The organism is Caballeronia temeraria, from assembly GCF_001544795.2.
Classification (GTDB): domain Bacteria; phylum Pseudomonadota; class Gammaproteobacteria; order Burkholderiales; family Burkholderiaceae; genus Caballeronia; species Caballeronia temeraria.
In genome coordinates this window covers 244,966-259,342 of record NZ_FCOI02000004.1, presented here as the reverse complement: position 1 = coordinate 259,342, position 14,377 = coordinate 244,966, and the positions used below count along the sequence as shown (strand labels likewise).

12 protein-coding genes are annotated in these 14,377 nt (G+C 64.6%); 4 read left to right on the top strand and 8 right to left on the bottom strand.

Annotated elements, in window-relative coordinates; all coding sequences use genetic code 11:
- Nucleotides 1-56: 56 nt before the first annotated feature.
- The 6 genes from AWB76_RS08350 to AWB76_RS08325 form a co-directional block, all read right to left on the bottom strand.
- Nucleotides 57-464 (bottom strand): DUF2000 domain-containing protein, encoded by a 408-nt coding sequence (locus tag AWB76_RS08350; RefSeq protein WP_061159847.1) that lies wholly within the window; start codon nt 462-464, stop codon nt 57-59.
- 43 nt (nt 465-507) lie between these two features.
- Nucleotides 508-1,341, bottom strand: a complete 834-nt coding sequence (locus AWB76_RS08345; RefSeq protein ID WP_061159651.1) for an AraC family transcriptional regulator — start codon at nt 1,339-1,341, stop codon at nt 508-510.
- A 1-nt stretch (nt 1,342) separates the two neighbouring features.
- Nucleotides 1,343-1,786 carry a MarR family winged helix-turn-helix transcriptional regulator gene (locus AWB76_RS08340; RefSeq protein WP_061159650.1) on the bottom strand — a complete coding sequence of 148 codons (444 nt, stop codon included), beginning with the start codon at nt 1,784-1,786 and terminating at the stop codon, nt 1,343-1,345.
- A 15-nt stretch (nt 1,787-1,801) separates the two neighbouring features.
- Nucleotides 1,802-3,709 (bottom strand): FAD-binding monooxygenase, encoded by a 1,908-nt coding sequence (locus AWB76_RS08335; RefSeq protein WP_061159649.1) that lies wholly within the window; start codon nt 3,707-3,709, stop codon nt 1,802-1,804.
- Between the two features lie 116 nt (nt 3,710-3,825).
- Nucleotides 3,826-4,587: a class II aldolase/adducin family protein gene (locus AWB76_RS08330; protein WP_082864381.1), complete on the bottom strand. Its 762-nt coding sequence runs from the start codon at nt 4,585-4,587 to the stop codon at nt 3,826-3,828.
- A 33-nt stretch (nt 4,588-4,620) separates the two neighbouring features.
- Nucleotides 4,621-5,982, bottom strand: a complete 1,362-nt coding sequence (locus AWB76_RS08325) for an MFS transporter (RefSeq protein WP_061159648.1) — start codon at nt 5,980-5,982, stop codon at nt 4,621-4,623.
- Between the two features lie 141 nt (nt 5,983-6,123).
- Between AWB76_RS08325 and AWB76_RS08320 the strand changes: the two genes are divergently transcribed.
- On the top strand, nt 6,124-7,422 hold the full coding sequence (locus AWB76_RS08320) for a citrate synthase (RefSeq protein ID WP_208606547.1): 1,299 nt from the start codon (nt 6,124-6,126) through the stop codon (nt 7,420-7,422).
- Between the two features lie 151 nt (nt 7,423-7,573).
- Nucleotides 7,574-7,942, top strand: a complete 369-nt coding sequence (locus AWB76_RS08315; RefSeq protein ID WP_061159647.1) for a BON domain-containing protein — start codon at nt 7,574-7,576, stop codon at nt 7,940-7,942.
- Nucleotides 7,943-7,976: 34 nt separating this feature from the next.
- Here AWB76_RS08315 and AWB76_RS08310 read toward each other — a convergent pair whose 3' ends face one another.
- Nucleotides 7,977-8,732 (bottom strand): SDR family NAD(P)-dependent oxidoreductase, encoded by a 756-nt coding sequence (locus AWB76_RS08310; protein ID WP_061159646.1) that lies wholly within the window; start codon nt 8,730-8,732, stop codon nt 7,977-7,979.
- Between the two features lie 131 nt (nt 8,733-8,863).
- Between AWB76_RS08310 and AWB76_RS08305 the strand changes: the two genes are divergently transcribed.
- Nucleotides 8,864-9,754, top strand: a complete 891-nt coding sequence (locus AWB76_RS08305) for a LysR family transcriptional regulator (RefSeq protein ID WP_061159844.1) — start codon at nt 8,864-8,866, stop codon at nt 9,752-9,754.
- A 15-nt stretch (nt 9,755-9,769) separates the two neighbouring features.
- On the opposite strand, the gene AWB76_RS08300 is transcribed toward AWB76_RS08305, so the two are convergent.
- On the bottom strand, nt 9,770-13,900 hold the full coding sequence (locus tag AWB76_RS08300) for a chemotaxis protein CheB (protein ID WP_063936311.1): 4,131 nt from the start codon (nt 13,898-13,900) through the stop codon (nt 9,770-9,772).
- A 135-nt stretch (nt 13,901-14,035) separates the two neighbouring features.
- Here AWB76_RS08300 and AWB76_RS08295 point away from each other — a divergent pair, with 135 nt between their 5' ends.
- The gene (locus AWB76_RS08295; protein ID WP_061159645.1) at nt 14,036-14,332 is read left to right on the top strand and encodes a DUF3253 domain-containing protein; all 297 of its coding nucleotides are present in this window, start codon (nt 14,036-14,038) and stop codon (nt 14,330-14,332) included.
- The last annotated feature ends 45 nt before the right edge of the window (nt 14,333-14,377 follow it).

Sequence of the window (14,377 nt, the reverse complement as noted above, 5' to 3'; positions counted from 1 at the left end):
CGAGGATTGGCCGCCCGACGATACTAACAAGACAAAAACGCGCGGTTTTTGCGTCGTCAGCCATGCAAGGCCAGCCCCTTCACCGCCTTGTCCACGGCCTTTTTGGCGCCATGCAGCGCGAGGCCCACGAGGTCCAGATTCGCCGCATCCTGCGCGCGGAATGCCTCGCGATTCGCTGCATCGTGTCCGGTGGAAAACATCGCGTGGACGTACGGCACGATCCTGAGCTCGCGCGCAAGCGCCTGCCGATGCGCGGCTTGCAGGCCGGGCAGATCGGCGGTGAAGACGAGCATCGGCTGGCCGAGCATGCGGCCATAGCGGATTCCGGCGGCGTCCTCGTAAGGTTCGCCCAGCGCTTCGGGCGCAGCCGCCGCCACGCCGGTCGCGAGAAATGCGACGACATTGAGTTTTTGCCAGACCGGCAGATCGTCGCGGACGATCAGCGCCACTTTCGTATCGAACATGAACGTTTCTCCTTGAACGCTCATGCTCCGCGATTCGCGGCGATCAGTCTGGAACGTTTGTGCACATCTGCCGATACGCCGCCGGCGTCATCCGGTACGCGCGATGAAACCAGCGGCCAAGATGACTCTGATCCGAGAATCCGACGATCGCGGCTACCTGCGCGGGCCGCTGACCCGCCGCCAGCAACCGTCGCGCGGCGCGCAGACGCACGTGCACGAGATACGCGTGCGGCGACGTGCCGAACGTGCGCTTGAAGAGGCGCGTCAGGCGGAACCGGTCCATCCCGGCGACGGCCGCGAGTTCATCCAGTCCGATGTTGCCGTCCATCTGTTCGTGCAGCAGATCGCGCACGCGAAGGGCGGCGGGCGGCATCGCGAGTTGGTGCTTCGCTGGCGCGTCGTGCAACTGGCCGGTGAGCCGCATCAGCAGATGATCGAGCGTCTGGTCGCGCGCGAGCCGGCCTTCGTCGTGATGTATCGCGAGAAATGCCGCGCGAATCGCATCGACGAGGCGTCGATCGTCGACCAGCGTATGGCGAAAAGCCGCCTCGACGCCGCGCAGTCCCGGAAGATTCAGTTCGCGCACCGCACGCTCGACCCAGCCTTGCGGCAGGTACAGCATCGCGTAAGTGAAGCCGCCCGCTTCGGGCGCATGACCGTCATGCAGCGCGCCGGGTTCGATCAGGATCGCGCGGCCCGGCACGCTCGTATGCAAGGACCGATGACACTGGAAACGTTGCACGCCCTGCTCGGTGTAGCCGACCAGCATGTCGTCGTGATCGTGCGGATCGTAGGCGTGGCCGCTGAAATGCGCGCGCAGCCCTTCGATGCCCGTTTCCGGATCGCGCCGCGCGACGAGCCAGTGATCGGGCTTCACGTTATCCCTCGCTCTCCGGCAGCAGCGCCGAAAGCAGCCGTCGCAACTCCACACACTCTTTCGACGTCAGCCGCGTGGTGAGAATGCGCTCGACTTCATCGACGCGCGGTCGCAACATCAGCAGTTGCTTCTTGCCGGCGCCCGTCAGAAAGAGCACGTAGCTGCGCTTGTCGACGGGATCATCGGATCGTTCGATGAGACCATTGCGCACCATGCGCGCGACGAGATCGGCGATGGTCGAACGGTCTACGTCGAGCTGATCGCCGAGTTGTCTTTGATTGACGCCGGGCGTTTCGTGCAGGATTTCGAGCGCCGCGTACTGCACGCTCGTGATTTCCGCAGACACCTCGGCAAGCCACACCGCGACGTGGCGCTGTTGCGCGCGGCGCACGAGACTGCCCGTGTATTTCGTCAGCGCGCCGCGGTCGTCTTCTTTCTTCGGCAATTTGATTTGACTAGTTCATGAGCGGGTTGATGCACGCGGAAAGATCGGCTGGAAAAAGGCTTTCAGTTCCGCGTACGCGTCCAGCGGCAGGACATGCGCGACATATTGATCCGGACGGACGACGACGAGTGCGCCCCGTTCGCGATCGATGCCGCGCGCGTCGAAGATATCAGCCGACGGATCGATGGTAAATGCCTTTTCGTAGTCGACGAGACCATGACGTCCCTTGCGCGGCAGCAGTACGCCGGGCAAGTCGTTCAGCCGCACGTCGCGATGATCCTGCTGCAACACGGCCCGCAGGTCAAGCACGCTGTCCGGATCGGCGCCGTCCGGCGTGACGAGCCGCAGCACCGAATCCGGCGACGTAGCGAGATGCTCGCACAGCGCGCGAAGGGCGCTGCCGCTCGCGTCCGCAAACGCGTAGAGACGCCAGCGTCCATCGGCGCGCGCGACGTGACCGAGGTGCATCGGCTTCGCATCCGCCAGCCGGATCACAGGCGACGAGTGAAAGCGCGTGCCGATAGCGAAGCCGCTCGCGAGCGACTGATGCGTCTGCTCGCCCGTCAGCATCGCGGGCCGGTAGCGCGTCGCGACGCCCGCCGTATAGCGGCCGGCACGCACGAAGTACGCCTGCAACTCGGCGGGATCGACGCCGCCCGCTTCCGGCCGATTCGGGTCTTTGGGCGGCGCGGCCATCATCGCGGACCATTCCTTGTCGAAATCGATGAGTTCCTGCGCGATCGGCTGACGCTCGTCGGAATACGTGCGCAACAGATCGGCATCGCCGAGACCGCGCAGCACCGCGCCGAGCTTCCAGCCGAGATTGAAGCCGTCCTGCATCGAAACGTTCATGCCCTGACCGGCCTTCGCGCTGTGCGTATGGCAGGCGTCGCCCGCGATGAACACGCGTGGCTCGCGCGATGTGCCATCGGCGGCGAGGGCATCGTCGAAACGGTCTGTCAGACGCTGGCCGACCTCGTACACGGAGAACCACGCGACTTCCTTCACGTCGAGCGTATAGGGATGCAGAATCCGCTGCGCCGTCTGAATGATGCGATCGACGGTGATCTGCTTGATCGCGTCGCGGTTCTCCGCGGTGACCTCGCCCAGATCCACGTAGAAGCGCACGAGATAGCCGCCTTCGCGCGGAATGATGAGCAGATTGCCTTTGCTCGCCGACTGAATGGCGGCCTTCAGGCGAATGTCCGGGAAGTCCGTGACGGCGAGCGCGTCCATCACGCCCCATGCGTGATTCGCCGCATCGCCACGCAGCGTCTGTCCGATGGCGGCGCGCACGCGGCTGCGGGCGCCATCGCAACCCACCACATAGCGCGCACGCACAGTGACGACTTCGTCGAGCCGCGCGGCATCGGTGCGGCGCAACGTGACGCGCAGCGGATAGTCACCTTGATCGTCGCGCTCGACGTTCACGACTTCGAGATCGTAGTCCGGTTCGAGACGCCGTGAAGAACGGCGCATCACATCGAGCAGATAGTCCTGCACGCGCGCCTGATTGACGATGACATGCGGGAACTCCGACAATCCCGTTTCGGTGTCCTGAACACATCCGGTACGCCTGATATTGCCGCGATCGTCCGCATCGGGCCGCCAGAAGACCGTTTCGTTGACCCAGTACGCTTCGCGCAGCAGGCGCTCGCTCAGGCCAAACGCATGGAACATCTCGACGGTCCGGCACGCGACGCCATCGGCCTGGCCCATCAGCAGCGGTCCGGAACGACGTTCGGCGACGCGGACATCGAGCGACGGAAATTGCGAGAGCTGAGCGGCCAGCACGAGTCCGGCCGGCCCGCTGCCGGCGATGAGCACATCGACCGTCTCGGGCATATCGGCGCTGCGCGCGTTATCGATAGCGGGTTCGATCGTCGGATCGCCGACACGGAAACCGTCGAGATGAAATTGCATGGTGTCTTCCTCCTTGCCTGAATGTTTCGTTGGGTTCAAATATACTCCGTACACCAACTATTTCAAGGCAATTCTGGCGCACCGGATGTTTACCCCTAGATGCAGGCTCGTCGACGTCAGCCGCGACGCAGCGCGTCGACCTGCCGCTTCCAGAGCGTCCACGGCCGCTCGATCACGCCGAGGTTCGTTTCCGTGCTGGCGCGGCCTTCGCCTTCGTCGAGATACGTGACTTCGCCGCCCAGCGCGATGGCCTTCTGCTGCATGCCGGCATTGAGCTCCGTATAGATCGCACGATAGACCGACGCGGGCAGCGATGGCCCCGTCGCCACGAAACCGTGACCGCGCATCAACGCGACGTCCGATGCGCCGAGCGTCTCCGCCAGCGCCTGACCTTGCGCGCTGTTGCGCACGAGCATGTCGGTGCAGCCGAAGCAATGGCGGATATCGAACACGGGCGAGCCCGTGGCGAGGAAGCCGGCCATGTGATAGATCGGACGCAGCCGCACGGAAGACGCCGCGAACGGAATCACCGATGGCGAATGGCTATGCACGACCGATTGCACATCGGGGCGGGCGCGGTAAATCTCCGCGTGAATCCACGTTTCCAGATAGCGCTTGCGCGTGTCGCCGTCGACCGGCTGGCAGTCGAAATCGAGCGTGAGAATGTCTTCGGGCTGCACGAGTTCCGGCGCCATCGACTGCGCGATCAGGAAATGCTGCGGATTGCGCGGATCGCGCACGCTCACATGACCGAAGCCATCGAGCACTTCATGCTGCGCGAGGATGTGATTGGCCGCGGCGAGGTCTTCCAGCAGACGCGGCATGTCGTGCGCGTCGTGCGTCGTTGCGGCGGCGGTGTAAGGCGTGTTCTGCGTCATGGTGTATGTCGTTGTGATGTGAAAGAGGACAGGTCAGTGTCCGAACGCGGGCGCGTCGGGCAGGCTTTCCGGGCGCTCGACCAGAAAGACCAGCAGCGCGGCGGTGACGAGCGAGGCTGCAAGGACGAAGAACATCGCGCCGGGGCCGCCGGTCGCCTGCTGCAATACGCCGGAGACCGCCGGCCCGCACATGGCGCCGAAGCGCGCGATGCCGAAGAACACGCCGACGCCCGTACTGCGGATTTCGGTGGGATAGCTGACGGCGACCAGATTGTTGAGGACCGTCTGCGTGCCGATCACGAACATGCCCGCGACGACGATGATCCAGAAGATCTGCCCGCCCGATATCAGCGCGAGCATGCCGATGGCGCTCGCGCCGAGCAGCCACGCGATGGACATCGCGAGACGCCGGTTGCCGATGCGATCGGCGACGAAGCCCGACAGCAGGCTGCCGAACGCCGAAGCGAACACGAGCAGCGAACCGTAGGCGAAGCTGATCGAGAGGTTCTCGCCGCGCTTCATCAGGATGGTCGGCAGCCAGCCCGACAAGCCATACGACGAGAACAGCGAAAGCGCGCCCATCGCCCAGAAACACAGCGTCTGACGACGAAAGCGCGCGGCGAAGAGCGCGCGGAACGAGCCGGGCTTCACGGTCGGCGCATGGGCGACGAATTCGGCCTGGCGAAACTCCGCGGCGCGCGCGGGCCAGAAGCGCGTCAGTTGCGCGCGCACTTCATCGAGACGATTGCGGCTGCCGAGAAAGGCGACGGATTCCGGCAGCGCGAATTGCAGCGCGATGGCGAGAATCATCGCCAGTGCGCCCGTGTAATACATGCTTTGCCAGCCGAAGCGCGGCATCAGCCACGCCGCGATGAAGCCCGAACTCGTCGCGCCGCCGATCCAGCCGAGCGAGAAAAAGCCGATCGTGAACACGTTGTTCGAGCGCTTCGGGGCGATCTCGTTGATGTAGGTCACGCACATCGGCATCAGCAGGCCGAGCGCGAGTCCCATGACGAAGCGCAACGCGACGAACGACGAAAGATCGTGAGCGAAGAGTGCGATTGCAAGGCTCATCGCGCTCGATATCCAGACGCCGGGCAGGATCACGCGCCGCCGCCCGAACCGGTCGCCGAACAGCCCCGACACCGCCGAACCGACTGCGAAGCCGCCGAGTCCGCACGAGAGCAGCAGACCGATCTGACTCGGCGAGAGATGCCAGGCAGGCGCGACGTCGTGGACGATGTACGACGCGTTGTACAGATCGAAGCCGTCGTACCAGAGGATCAGCGCAAGCAGGATCGCGAGACGGAAGTGGAAACCGCCGAGCGGCGCGGCGTGCAGCGTGTCGCGCAAGTCGAGCCGATTGCGCGGTACAGGCGTCGTGTCCAGGGTCATGCAGTGTCTCCGGATGTGAGGACTGCCGTTGTCGTCGATACCGCGCGGCGCCCTTCGTTTTTTGTCTCGGAGCCCACTCTACTGATACAGTTTATATCTATCAATATTGAGTTTTAAAATCAACATAACGACGTTTTCGCCATGAGTGAACGAGACTGGAACGACGTGCTGACCTGCGAGGAAGCGCTGGCGCGGCTGAACATCAAGGCGGCGACGCTCTACGCTTACGTCAGCCGCGGTCTGGTGCGCGCCACGCCGCATGAAGACGGCCGCAAGCGCCTGTATTTGCGGCGCGACATCGAACGGCTGGCCGCGCGCAAACGCGGGCGCGCGCCGAGCGGCGCGGTGGCCGAATCGACGATGCGTCTCGGCGATCCCGTGCTGCACTCCGCGATCACGCAGATCACGCCGCACGGGCCGCGCTATCGCAATCGGCTGGCGGGCGATCTGGCGAGTTCGGGCGCGGCGTTCGAATCGGTCGTGCATCTGCTGACCACGGGCATCTGGCAGAGCGGCTTCGCGGTCTGGGCGCCGCTCGAAACGCCGCCCGACGTGCTGCGTTTCCTGTCGGTATATGAGGGCGGCATCGCGAGCGGCGATATCGGCGCACTGCTCGGCATGGTGCCTTTCTCGCTGGCGATGCAAGGGCGCGGCACGCGAGAAATCGCCGATGGCGGCGCGGTGCAGGCCGCGCGCCTCATGCTGCAGAGCATGGCGGGGTGCGTCGGATTCCTCGGACCTGAGCGTGTCTTTTGCGCGCGCGCCGAGGGCGAGAGCATCGCCGGGCAGATTCTGCGCGCGGCTGGCGCGGCGGTGACGCCCGAGACGCTGCGCGCGCTCACGACGGCGCTCGTCGTGCTCGCGGACAACGAACTCGCGCCCGCGACGTTTTCGGCGCGCGTGGCTGCATCGACGAATGCGGACATGTTCAGTTGCGTGGCGGCGGCCATCGGCTCGCATATCGGTTTCTCCACCGGCACCGGGACGGAGAAGATCGAAACGCTGTTGCTGTGCGAGCCGTTATCGGAACTGGATGCGCGCATCGATCGCGTGCGCGAATACGGCGCGAGCCTGTTCGGATTCAATCACCCGCTTTATCCCGGCGGCGATCCACGGGCCGATCTGATGCTGGAGGCGGCCGCGCAAATCGCCGCGCATGGCGATGCAGCGTCTGCCGCGGGCGAGCGCACGCGCCTCACGATTGCGTTTCTCGAGCGCATGCGGCGCGAACTCGACGCTCACCCCGGCGTCGCGCTCGGCCTCGTGACGCTCGCCCGCGCGCTCGGATTGCCCGACGGATCGGCCACCGCCATCTGGATCGTCAGCCGCACGGCCGGCTGGGTCGCGCACGTGATGGAGCAGCGCACGCAGGCTTTCCTGCTGCGTCCGCGAGCGAAGTACGAGATGACGTCATCCGGGGAAACGGGCACGGGTTCCTGACGAAACACGTGCGGCGCCCCTCTCTTCGCGAGAGGGGCATCGGCCGGACGCTTTCCTTATCCTTCCAGCACGACTCGGAGATTTTCCCTGGACGGAACACCTGAAAGCCAAGAAATAATACGGATACCGTATTAAATGACCGGAGCAATCCATGAAGAGAATCAAGCCGCGCAGTGCAGCGTGTGTCGTATCGGTAGTGCTGGCGTCGATGGGCGCTGGTTTTCAAGCGAGCCAATCGATGGCGGCGACCGCGCCGTCCATGGCGTCGAGCGCGAGCGCGCCAGTCGCCACCCGAAAGGAAAATCGTGCGCTGCGCAAGCTCGTGTACGCCGCGATCGCGAAGGACAAGAGCATCGATGCCGGCGATATCGGCGTCAGTGCGAAGGACGGCGCGGTCACGCTGACCGGCACCGCGGCCGATCCGGCGCAGATCGAAAAGACCGCGGCACTGGCGAAAGACGTCCCCGGCGTGAAGTCCGTGACGAACAAGCTGACCGTCAGACGCGCCTTCGGACAATAACGGCAATCGACGGCAATCGACGGCGCGAGACAGCTCAGACCTGAGCGAGGCCGCCGTCGACAAAAAATTCGGCGCCCGCGACGAAGCTGGAGTCATCGGATCCCAGGAAGAGCACGACCTTCGCGACTTCGTCCGGATCGGCCACGCGCCCGATCGGCACGTTCGCCGCCATATAGTCGAGCAGCGCCTGTTGCTGCGCCTGTTCCGGGCCGGCGAGTTCGACCAGTCCCGGCGTTTTCACCGGTCCGGGGCTGATCACATTCACGCGAATCCCGCGCTCCTTCAGATCCAGCGTCCAGCTACGCGCGAGATTGCGCACGGCGGCCTTCGACGCGCTGTAGACGCTGAACGCGGCGGTGCCGGTGCTGCCCGCCGTGGAACCCGTCAGGATCACCGACGCGCCGTCGCGCAGCAGCGGGATCGCCTTCTGAACGGTGAAGATCACGCCCTTCACGTTGCGCCCGAACGTGTCTTCGTAATGTTCCTCGGTGATCGCGCCCAGCGGCAGCATGGAGCCGCCGCCCGCGTTGGCGAACAGCACGTCGATGTGCGCATGCTTTTGCTGAACGGCATCGTAGAGCCGGTCGATGTCCGCGAGTTTCGACATGTCCGCGCGCACGCCGACGACGCGCCCTTTCATCGACTCGACCGCCGCATCCAGTTCCTTCTGCCGCCGTCCGGTGATGAACACCGACGCGCCTTGCGCAGCGAAGCGCGCCGCCGTCGCCAAGCCGATCCCGCTCGTGCCGCCCGTCACCACGACGACCTTGTTTTCGAATTTGCCCGTCATTTCGATTCTCCGTTGGGTTCGCGATGCTGGTTGCGTCGCGTTGAAGACATCATGCCGACGAGACAATCGGCGCGGTAGACTGCGAAAACGGGTTTGATAGTTCCAAAAATGGGTCAATGGGATCGATCGGCATGGCAGACATCAACGATTACGTCTTGTTTGCGGAAGTGGTCGCGCACGGTGGTTTCGCCGCGGCCAGCCGGGTGCTGCGCACGCCCAAATCGACGATCAGCCGCCGCATCGCCGGGCTCGAGGCGCGGCTCGGCGTGCGCCTGATCGAGCGCTCGACGCGGCGCTTTCGCGTGACCGACATCGGGGAGGCGTTCTACGAGCGTTGCAGAACCATCATGCTCGACGTCCAGCAGGCCGACGCGGTGGTCTCCGAGGCGCTGAACGAACCGCGCGGGGTGATCCGGTGCAGTTGTCCGCTCGGACTCATGCCGGTGCTGTCGAAGGCGTACAACACGTTCCTGTCGCGCTTTCCGAAAGCGCGTCTGCAGGTCGTCGCCGTGGATCGCCCTGTCGATCTGATCGAAGAGCGGATCGACATCGCCATTCGTGTGCGCGTGCGGCTCGATACCGATGCGTCGCTGATCGTGCGCACGCTGGGCCACTCGAGCCGCATTCTGGTGGCGGCGCCCGCCGTCGCGTCGCTGTGCGCGAGCGGGGACATCGGCGCACTGTCGGACTTGCCGACGCTCGCGACCACCGATCAGATGGGCGAGATCGAATGGACATTCACGGGACCGGACGATTCTGCTCGCACGATCCGGAGCGAGCCGCGCATGACATGCGTGGACTTCGTGTCGCTGCGCGATGCGGCGATCGCGGGCCTCGGCGTCGCCTTGCTGCCCGATCACGTATGCCGCGAGCAAGTCGCAAGCGGCGAACTAGTGCACGTATTCCCGGAATGGAAGACCGAGAGCGGAATCGTTCATCTCGTCTTCACGACGCGCCGCGGGTTGCCGCCTGTCGTGCGGGCGTTCATCGATCACGTCGCGTCTGTTTTCAGCTTTGAATAGGCGATTCGTCCGGCATCAATCGCCGCTACGAGCGTCGTCGAAGAATCTGCGCATGAAGTCGGCGAGCGTGGCGAGGTTGAACGGCGTCGACAGGCACGCGTCGAAACCGGCGGCCAGCGCGCGAGCCTCTTCCTGCGCCGTCGCGCGGCCCGTGAGCGCGACCACCGCGAGTTTCGCGGCGCGCTGCACGTCTCTTAACTGGCGCGCTATCCGGGAAGCATCGGCCCCGAGATGGTCGATATGGGCGATCGCCAGATCGAATTCCGTCTCTCCGGCGATGCGCAAGGCGTCGGCGGCGCCGTTCGCGCCGGAAACCCGCGCGCCGTAAAGCGCAAGCAGATCGGTCATCGCGTCGAGCGAATCCTGCTGATCGTCGATGACCAGTACGCGGACCTCTGCGAAGACGGAAAGATCCGCCGGTGCATCGCCCGCAGCGCCGTGAGCGAACGAGGCATCGGCGGGCAGGACGACCACGAAGCACGCGCCCTTGTTCTCGCCATCCGAGAACGCGTCGACGGTGCCGCCGTGCAGCAGCGCCAGTTGCCGCACCAGCGACAGTCCGATGCCGAGACCGCCGGGCCGCGCGCGACACGGCACGTTGGGCGTTTGCCGGTACATATCGAAGATCGACGAAAGCGTGTCGGGCGCGAGACCGCAGCCCGTGTCGGCCACTTCCAGGCGCACGCTTTCGGCGTTCTGCTGAATCCGCACGGCGACCTCGCCGCCTTGCGGCGTGAACTTGAGCGCATTGCTGAGAAGATTCCAGACAATCTGCTCGATGCGCACGGCATCCGCGCGGATCAGCGCCGGCGTCTGCGGAACGTCCAGTCTCAGCGCGACGCCGCCGTTGTCGAAGTCCGTGCGCATCGCATCGACGATCGAGCGGACGACGCCCGCGAAGTCGGTCGGCGCGAAGCGCAAGGACAGCTTGCCCGTCTGGATGCGAGAAAAATCCAGCAGATCGTCGATGATCTGCGCCTGCGTGAGCACGGATTTCTGAATCGCGTCGGAGACTTCCTGAACCCGGCCGATATGCCTCGCTTCCGGAATCCGCGCGAGAATCTCGGCCTTGATGTGAATCAGGTTGAGCGGGTTTTTCAACTCGTGCGACAGCACCGCGATGAACTCGTCCTTCAGACGGCTGAGCTTGCGCACCTCGACATGGTCCGCACGCTCCAGTTCGAGCACGCTGTTCTTGCGGCCATCGGCCAGTTTGCGTTCGGTCGCGTCATGGACGATCTTGGTGTAGCCCGAGAAACCGGGCACTTCGATGCGGCTGAGAAATCCGCTGCAAAAAATGCGCGCGCCGCTTTTCGTGACATGCCAGCGCTCATCTTCCGCGCGTCCGAATTGATCGGCTTTCTCGCGCTCCTTCGCAGGTATGCCTTCGGCCAGATCTTTCGCCGTGAAGATCGGGTCGAGCGGCCGGTCGAGTATTTCGTCGGCCTCGAAGCCGAACAGACGATTCGCGCCGACGTTCCAGCTCGCGACCTTCCCATCCTCGTCGATGACGATGATCGCAAAATCATGCGTCGCATGTGCCGCGAGGTGCAGCTTCTCTTCGCTGCGACGCGCGTGCTCCTGCGCGAGCTTCTGTTCCGAGATGTCGATGAGCGCGAGCACGGCGCCATCGATCCGGTCGTCGTCGGTGCGATAGGGCAGCACGCGCGCGAGAAAGGCGCGGCCATCGACGGTCGTGACCTCGCGCTCCGACCGCTTGAGCGACTCGAACGCGGTACGCAGGTCGTCGAGCATGTCGGGATAGTCGAGGCGGTGCGTCAGATCTTCGAGCGGCCGGCCCATGTCGGTGAAACGGATGTTGAACAGCGTGTCGGCCGGCGAAGTGTACCGTTTGATGCGAAGCGCGCGATCCACGAAGATGGTCGCGACGCCCACCAGCGAGATCAGATTCTGCAGGTCGTCGCTGACCCGCGCGGACTCGTGCACCTTCGCGATCAGTTCCGAGTTGACCGTCAACAGTTCCTCGTTGAGCGATTGCAGTTCTTCGCGGCTGGCCTCCAGTTCTTCGGTTGCCGAACGCAGTTCTTCGTTCATCGCCTGAAGCTCTTCGTTGGATGCACGCAACTGCTCGCTCGATGCCTGGCCATGTTGCCGCGATTCGCTCAGGCGGTCTTCGCTTCCCGCCAAAGCCATTCTCAGCGACTCGATCGTGTCCGCGCCCGCTGACGGGATGTGCGCCGGCGCTGCATCGGGAAGGGGAATCAGGGAATCGCAGGTGACCGAAATCAGATGCTCCTGATGCGCCAGATCGCGATACGGCCTGAACGACAGATCGACCGGCGCTTGTCCCAGCCCGATCAGAAAAGGCACCGCGTTCGCGACTTCACGGCGCGCGCTGTTCAGGCACTTCTGTATCGTTCGACGGACTTCGGCCTGTGCATCGCCACGCACGATGTCGAACAGATTGTCGACCCGCTCGCGGCGCGCGTTCTCGGTGAGCCGGTTCGCGTTCACCGACCGATGCAAAATCGCGCCGTCCGGGCGCATCACGATCACCGCCGGGCCGTACAGGTCGAGCGCGCGCGTCTGACTCGGCAGAAACGGCTCGCGAGGCTTGGTGTCGTCGGGCATCGTGAAGAAGGCATGGCCGCTCTGAGCCGCCTGTCCGTTCGGATGCGGGAAGTTGAAGGTGCGGTTGGCCGCGACGTGCGGCGCCGCGCGATAGATCTTCTGCTGCTTGTCGACCGGCCTGAACTGTTCGGTGTTGAAATCGGCCGACTCCGCCGCGCCGAGCAGAAGCACCCCTTCGTGCGGACGCAGCGAAAAGTGAAGGGCATCGAGCACGTACTTCTGCGCGCGCCGGTCCAGATAGATCAGCACATTGCGGCACGAGACGAGATCCAGGCGCGAAAACGGCGGATCGAGAAGCAGGTTGTGCGCGGCGAAGATCACCGTGTCGCGTAGCGACTTGACGACGCGATATCGATTACCGTCCTTATGGAAATACTGGCCGAGACGGGCGGGCGGAACGTCGTTCTCGATCGCCTTCGGATAGCTGCCGGCCCGGGCGACGGCAATCGCGTGCTCGTCGATATCGGTCGCGTAGATGATGACGCGAGGCCGATGCGGCGCGCGGCTCGCCGCTTCGTCGAGCAGCATCGCGATAGAGAACGCTTCCTCGCCCGTCGCGCAGGCCGGCACCCACGCGCGGATCTCGTCGCGCTCCTTCAGGTTCTTCATGATCTGCGGAATCACCGAGCGTTCGAGCGCGGCGAACGCCACCGGATCGCGAAAGAAGTTCGTGACGCCGATGAGCATGTCCGCCAGAAGCTTCGGCGTCTCGTCGGCGTGCTCGGTCAGGAATTCCCGATACGCCGCCGCCGTCGAGACTCTATTCACCTGCATGCGCCGCTCGATGCGGCGCACGACGGTCCCGCGCTTGTAATTCGAGAAGTCGTGCCGGCTGCGTGTGCGCAGGATCGCCAGCACGTCGTCGATGGCATCGGCGTCCGGCGCGGGTGGTTCGGCCTCGTTCGGCGTCTGCTCGTCGGACGGCGCCGGCAGGCGGATTTTGGCGGCGTTTCGGGCCAGCGCAACGACGCGCGGCATGATCTGCCCGACCGGCAGGACGATATCGACGTCGCCCGTATCGATCGCGCTTTTCGGCATGTCGGGATATTGCGCTTCCTCGGGACGCTGCGCGATCGTGATGCCGCCGCGCTCTCTGATGCGCGAGATGCCGACCGAGCCATCCGATCCGGCGCCCGACAGCACCACGGCGAGCGAGCGCGAGCCGTGCGCATCGGCGAGGCTGCGAAAGAACAGGTCGATGGACGTCGGCGGAAAACGCGGCAATTCCGGCTCGGAGAGACGCAGGTAGCCGTCCACCATCGACAGCAGTTTGCCGGGCGGAATGACGTACACCGTGTTTTTCTCGAGCGGAACGGGGCTTCTGACCTGTTCCACGCGCATGTCGGTGACGCGCTGGATCACTTCGTGCGCCTGGCTTGCATGATCCGGCGACAGATGCAGCACGACCACGAACGCGATGCCGGGACTCGCCGGCGCGCCCTTGAACAATTGCAACAGCGCCTGCAATCCTCCCGCCGACGCACCGATGCCGACCACCGCGAAATCAGGGCCGCTGCCTGTGCGATCGGATGGGCGTTCTGAGGGCGGGGTCATGGTTCTTCAAGGCGCGGGATCGAGGTATCGTTCACACGCAAAATGCACGCCTTGTCAAAGAACTAAGCTTATGTGAGTACGAACGGCGAAAGAACGTGCGGAACGCTCGCATAGCGGACGCCTCGGAGCACGACGATGACCGTCTCTGATCTCGACATCGAGCATTGCATGCTGGACCTGCTCGGGCGCCGCGCGGCGAGCGCTTCGATCTGTCCATCGGACGTCGCACGCGCGCTTGCCGGCGATGAAGACGCATGGCGCGCGTTGATGCCGCCGGTGCGCCGTGTGGCGGCGCGCCTCGCGCGCGAAGGATCGGTCCTGATTTCGCAGCGCGATGCCGTCCTGCATCCGGACGCGGTCGGTCGCGGCCCGATTCGTCTGCGGCGCGGCCCGAAGTTCTCCGCGCCGGGAGATCGGCATCAAGGACCATGAAGTCGAAGCAGCGTCATGGCATTTCCATTGCTGAAAGATCGCACG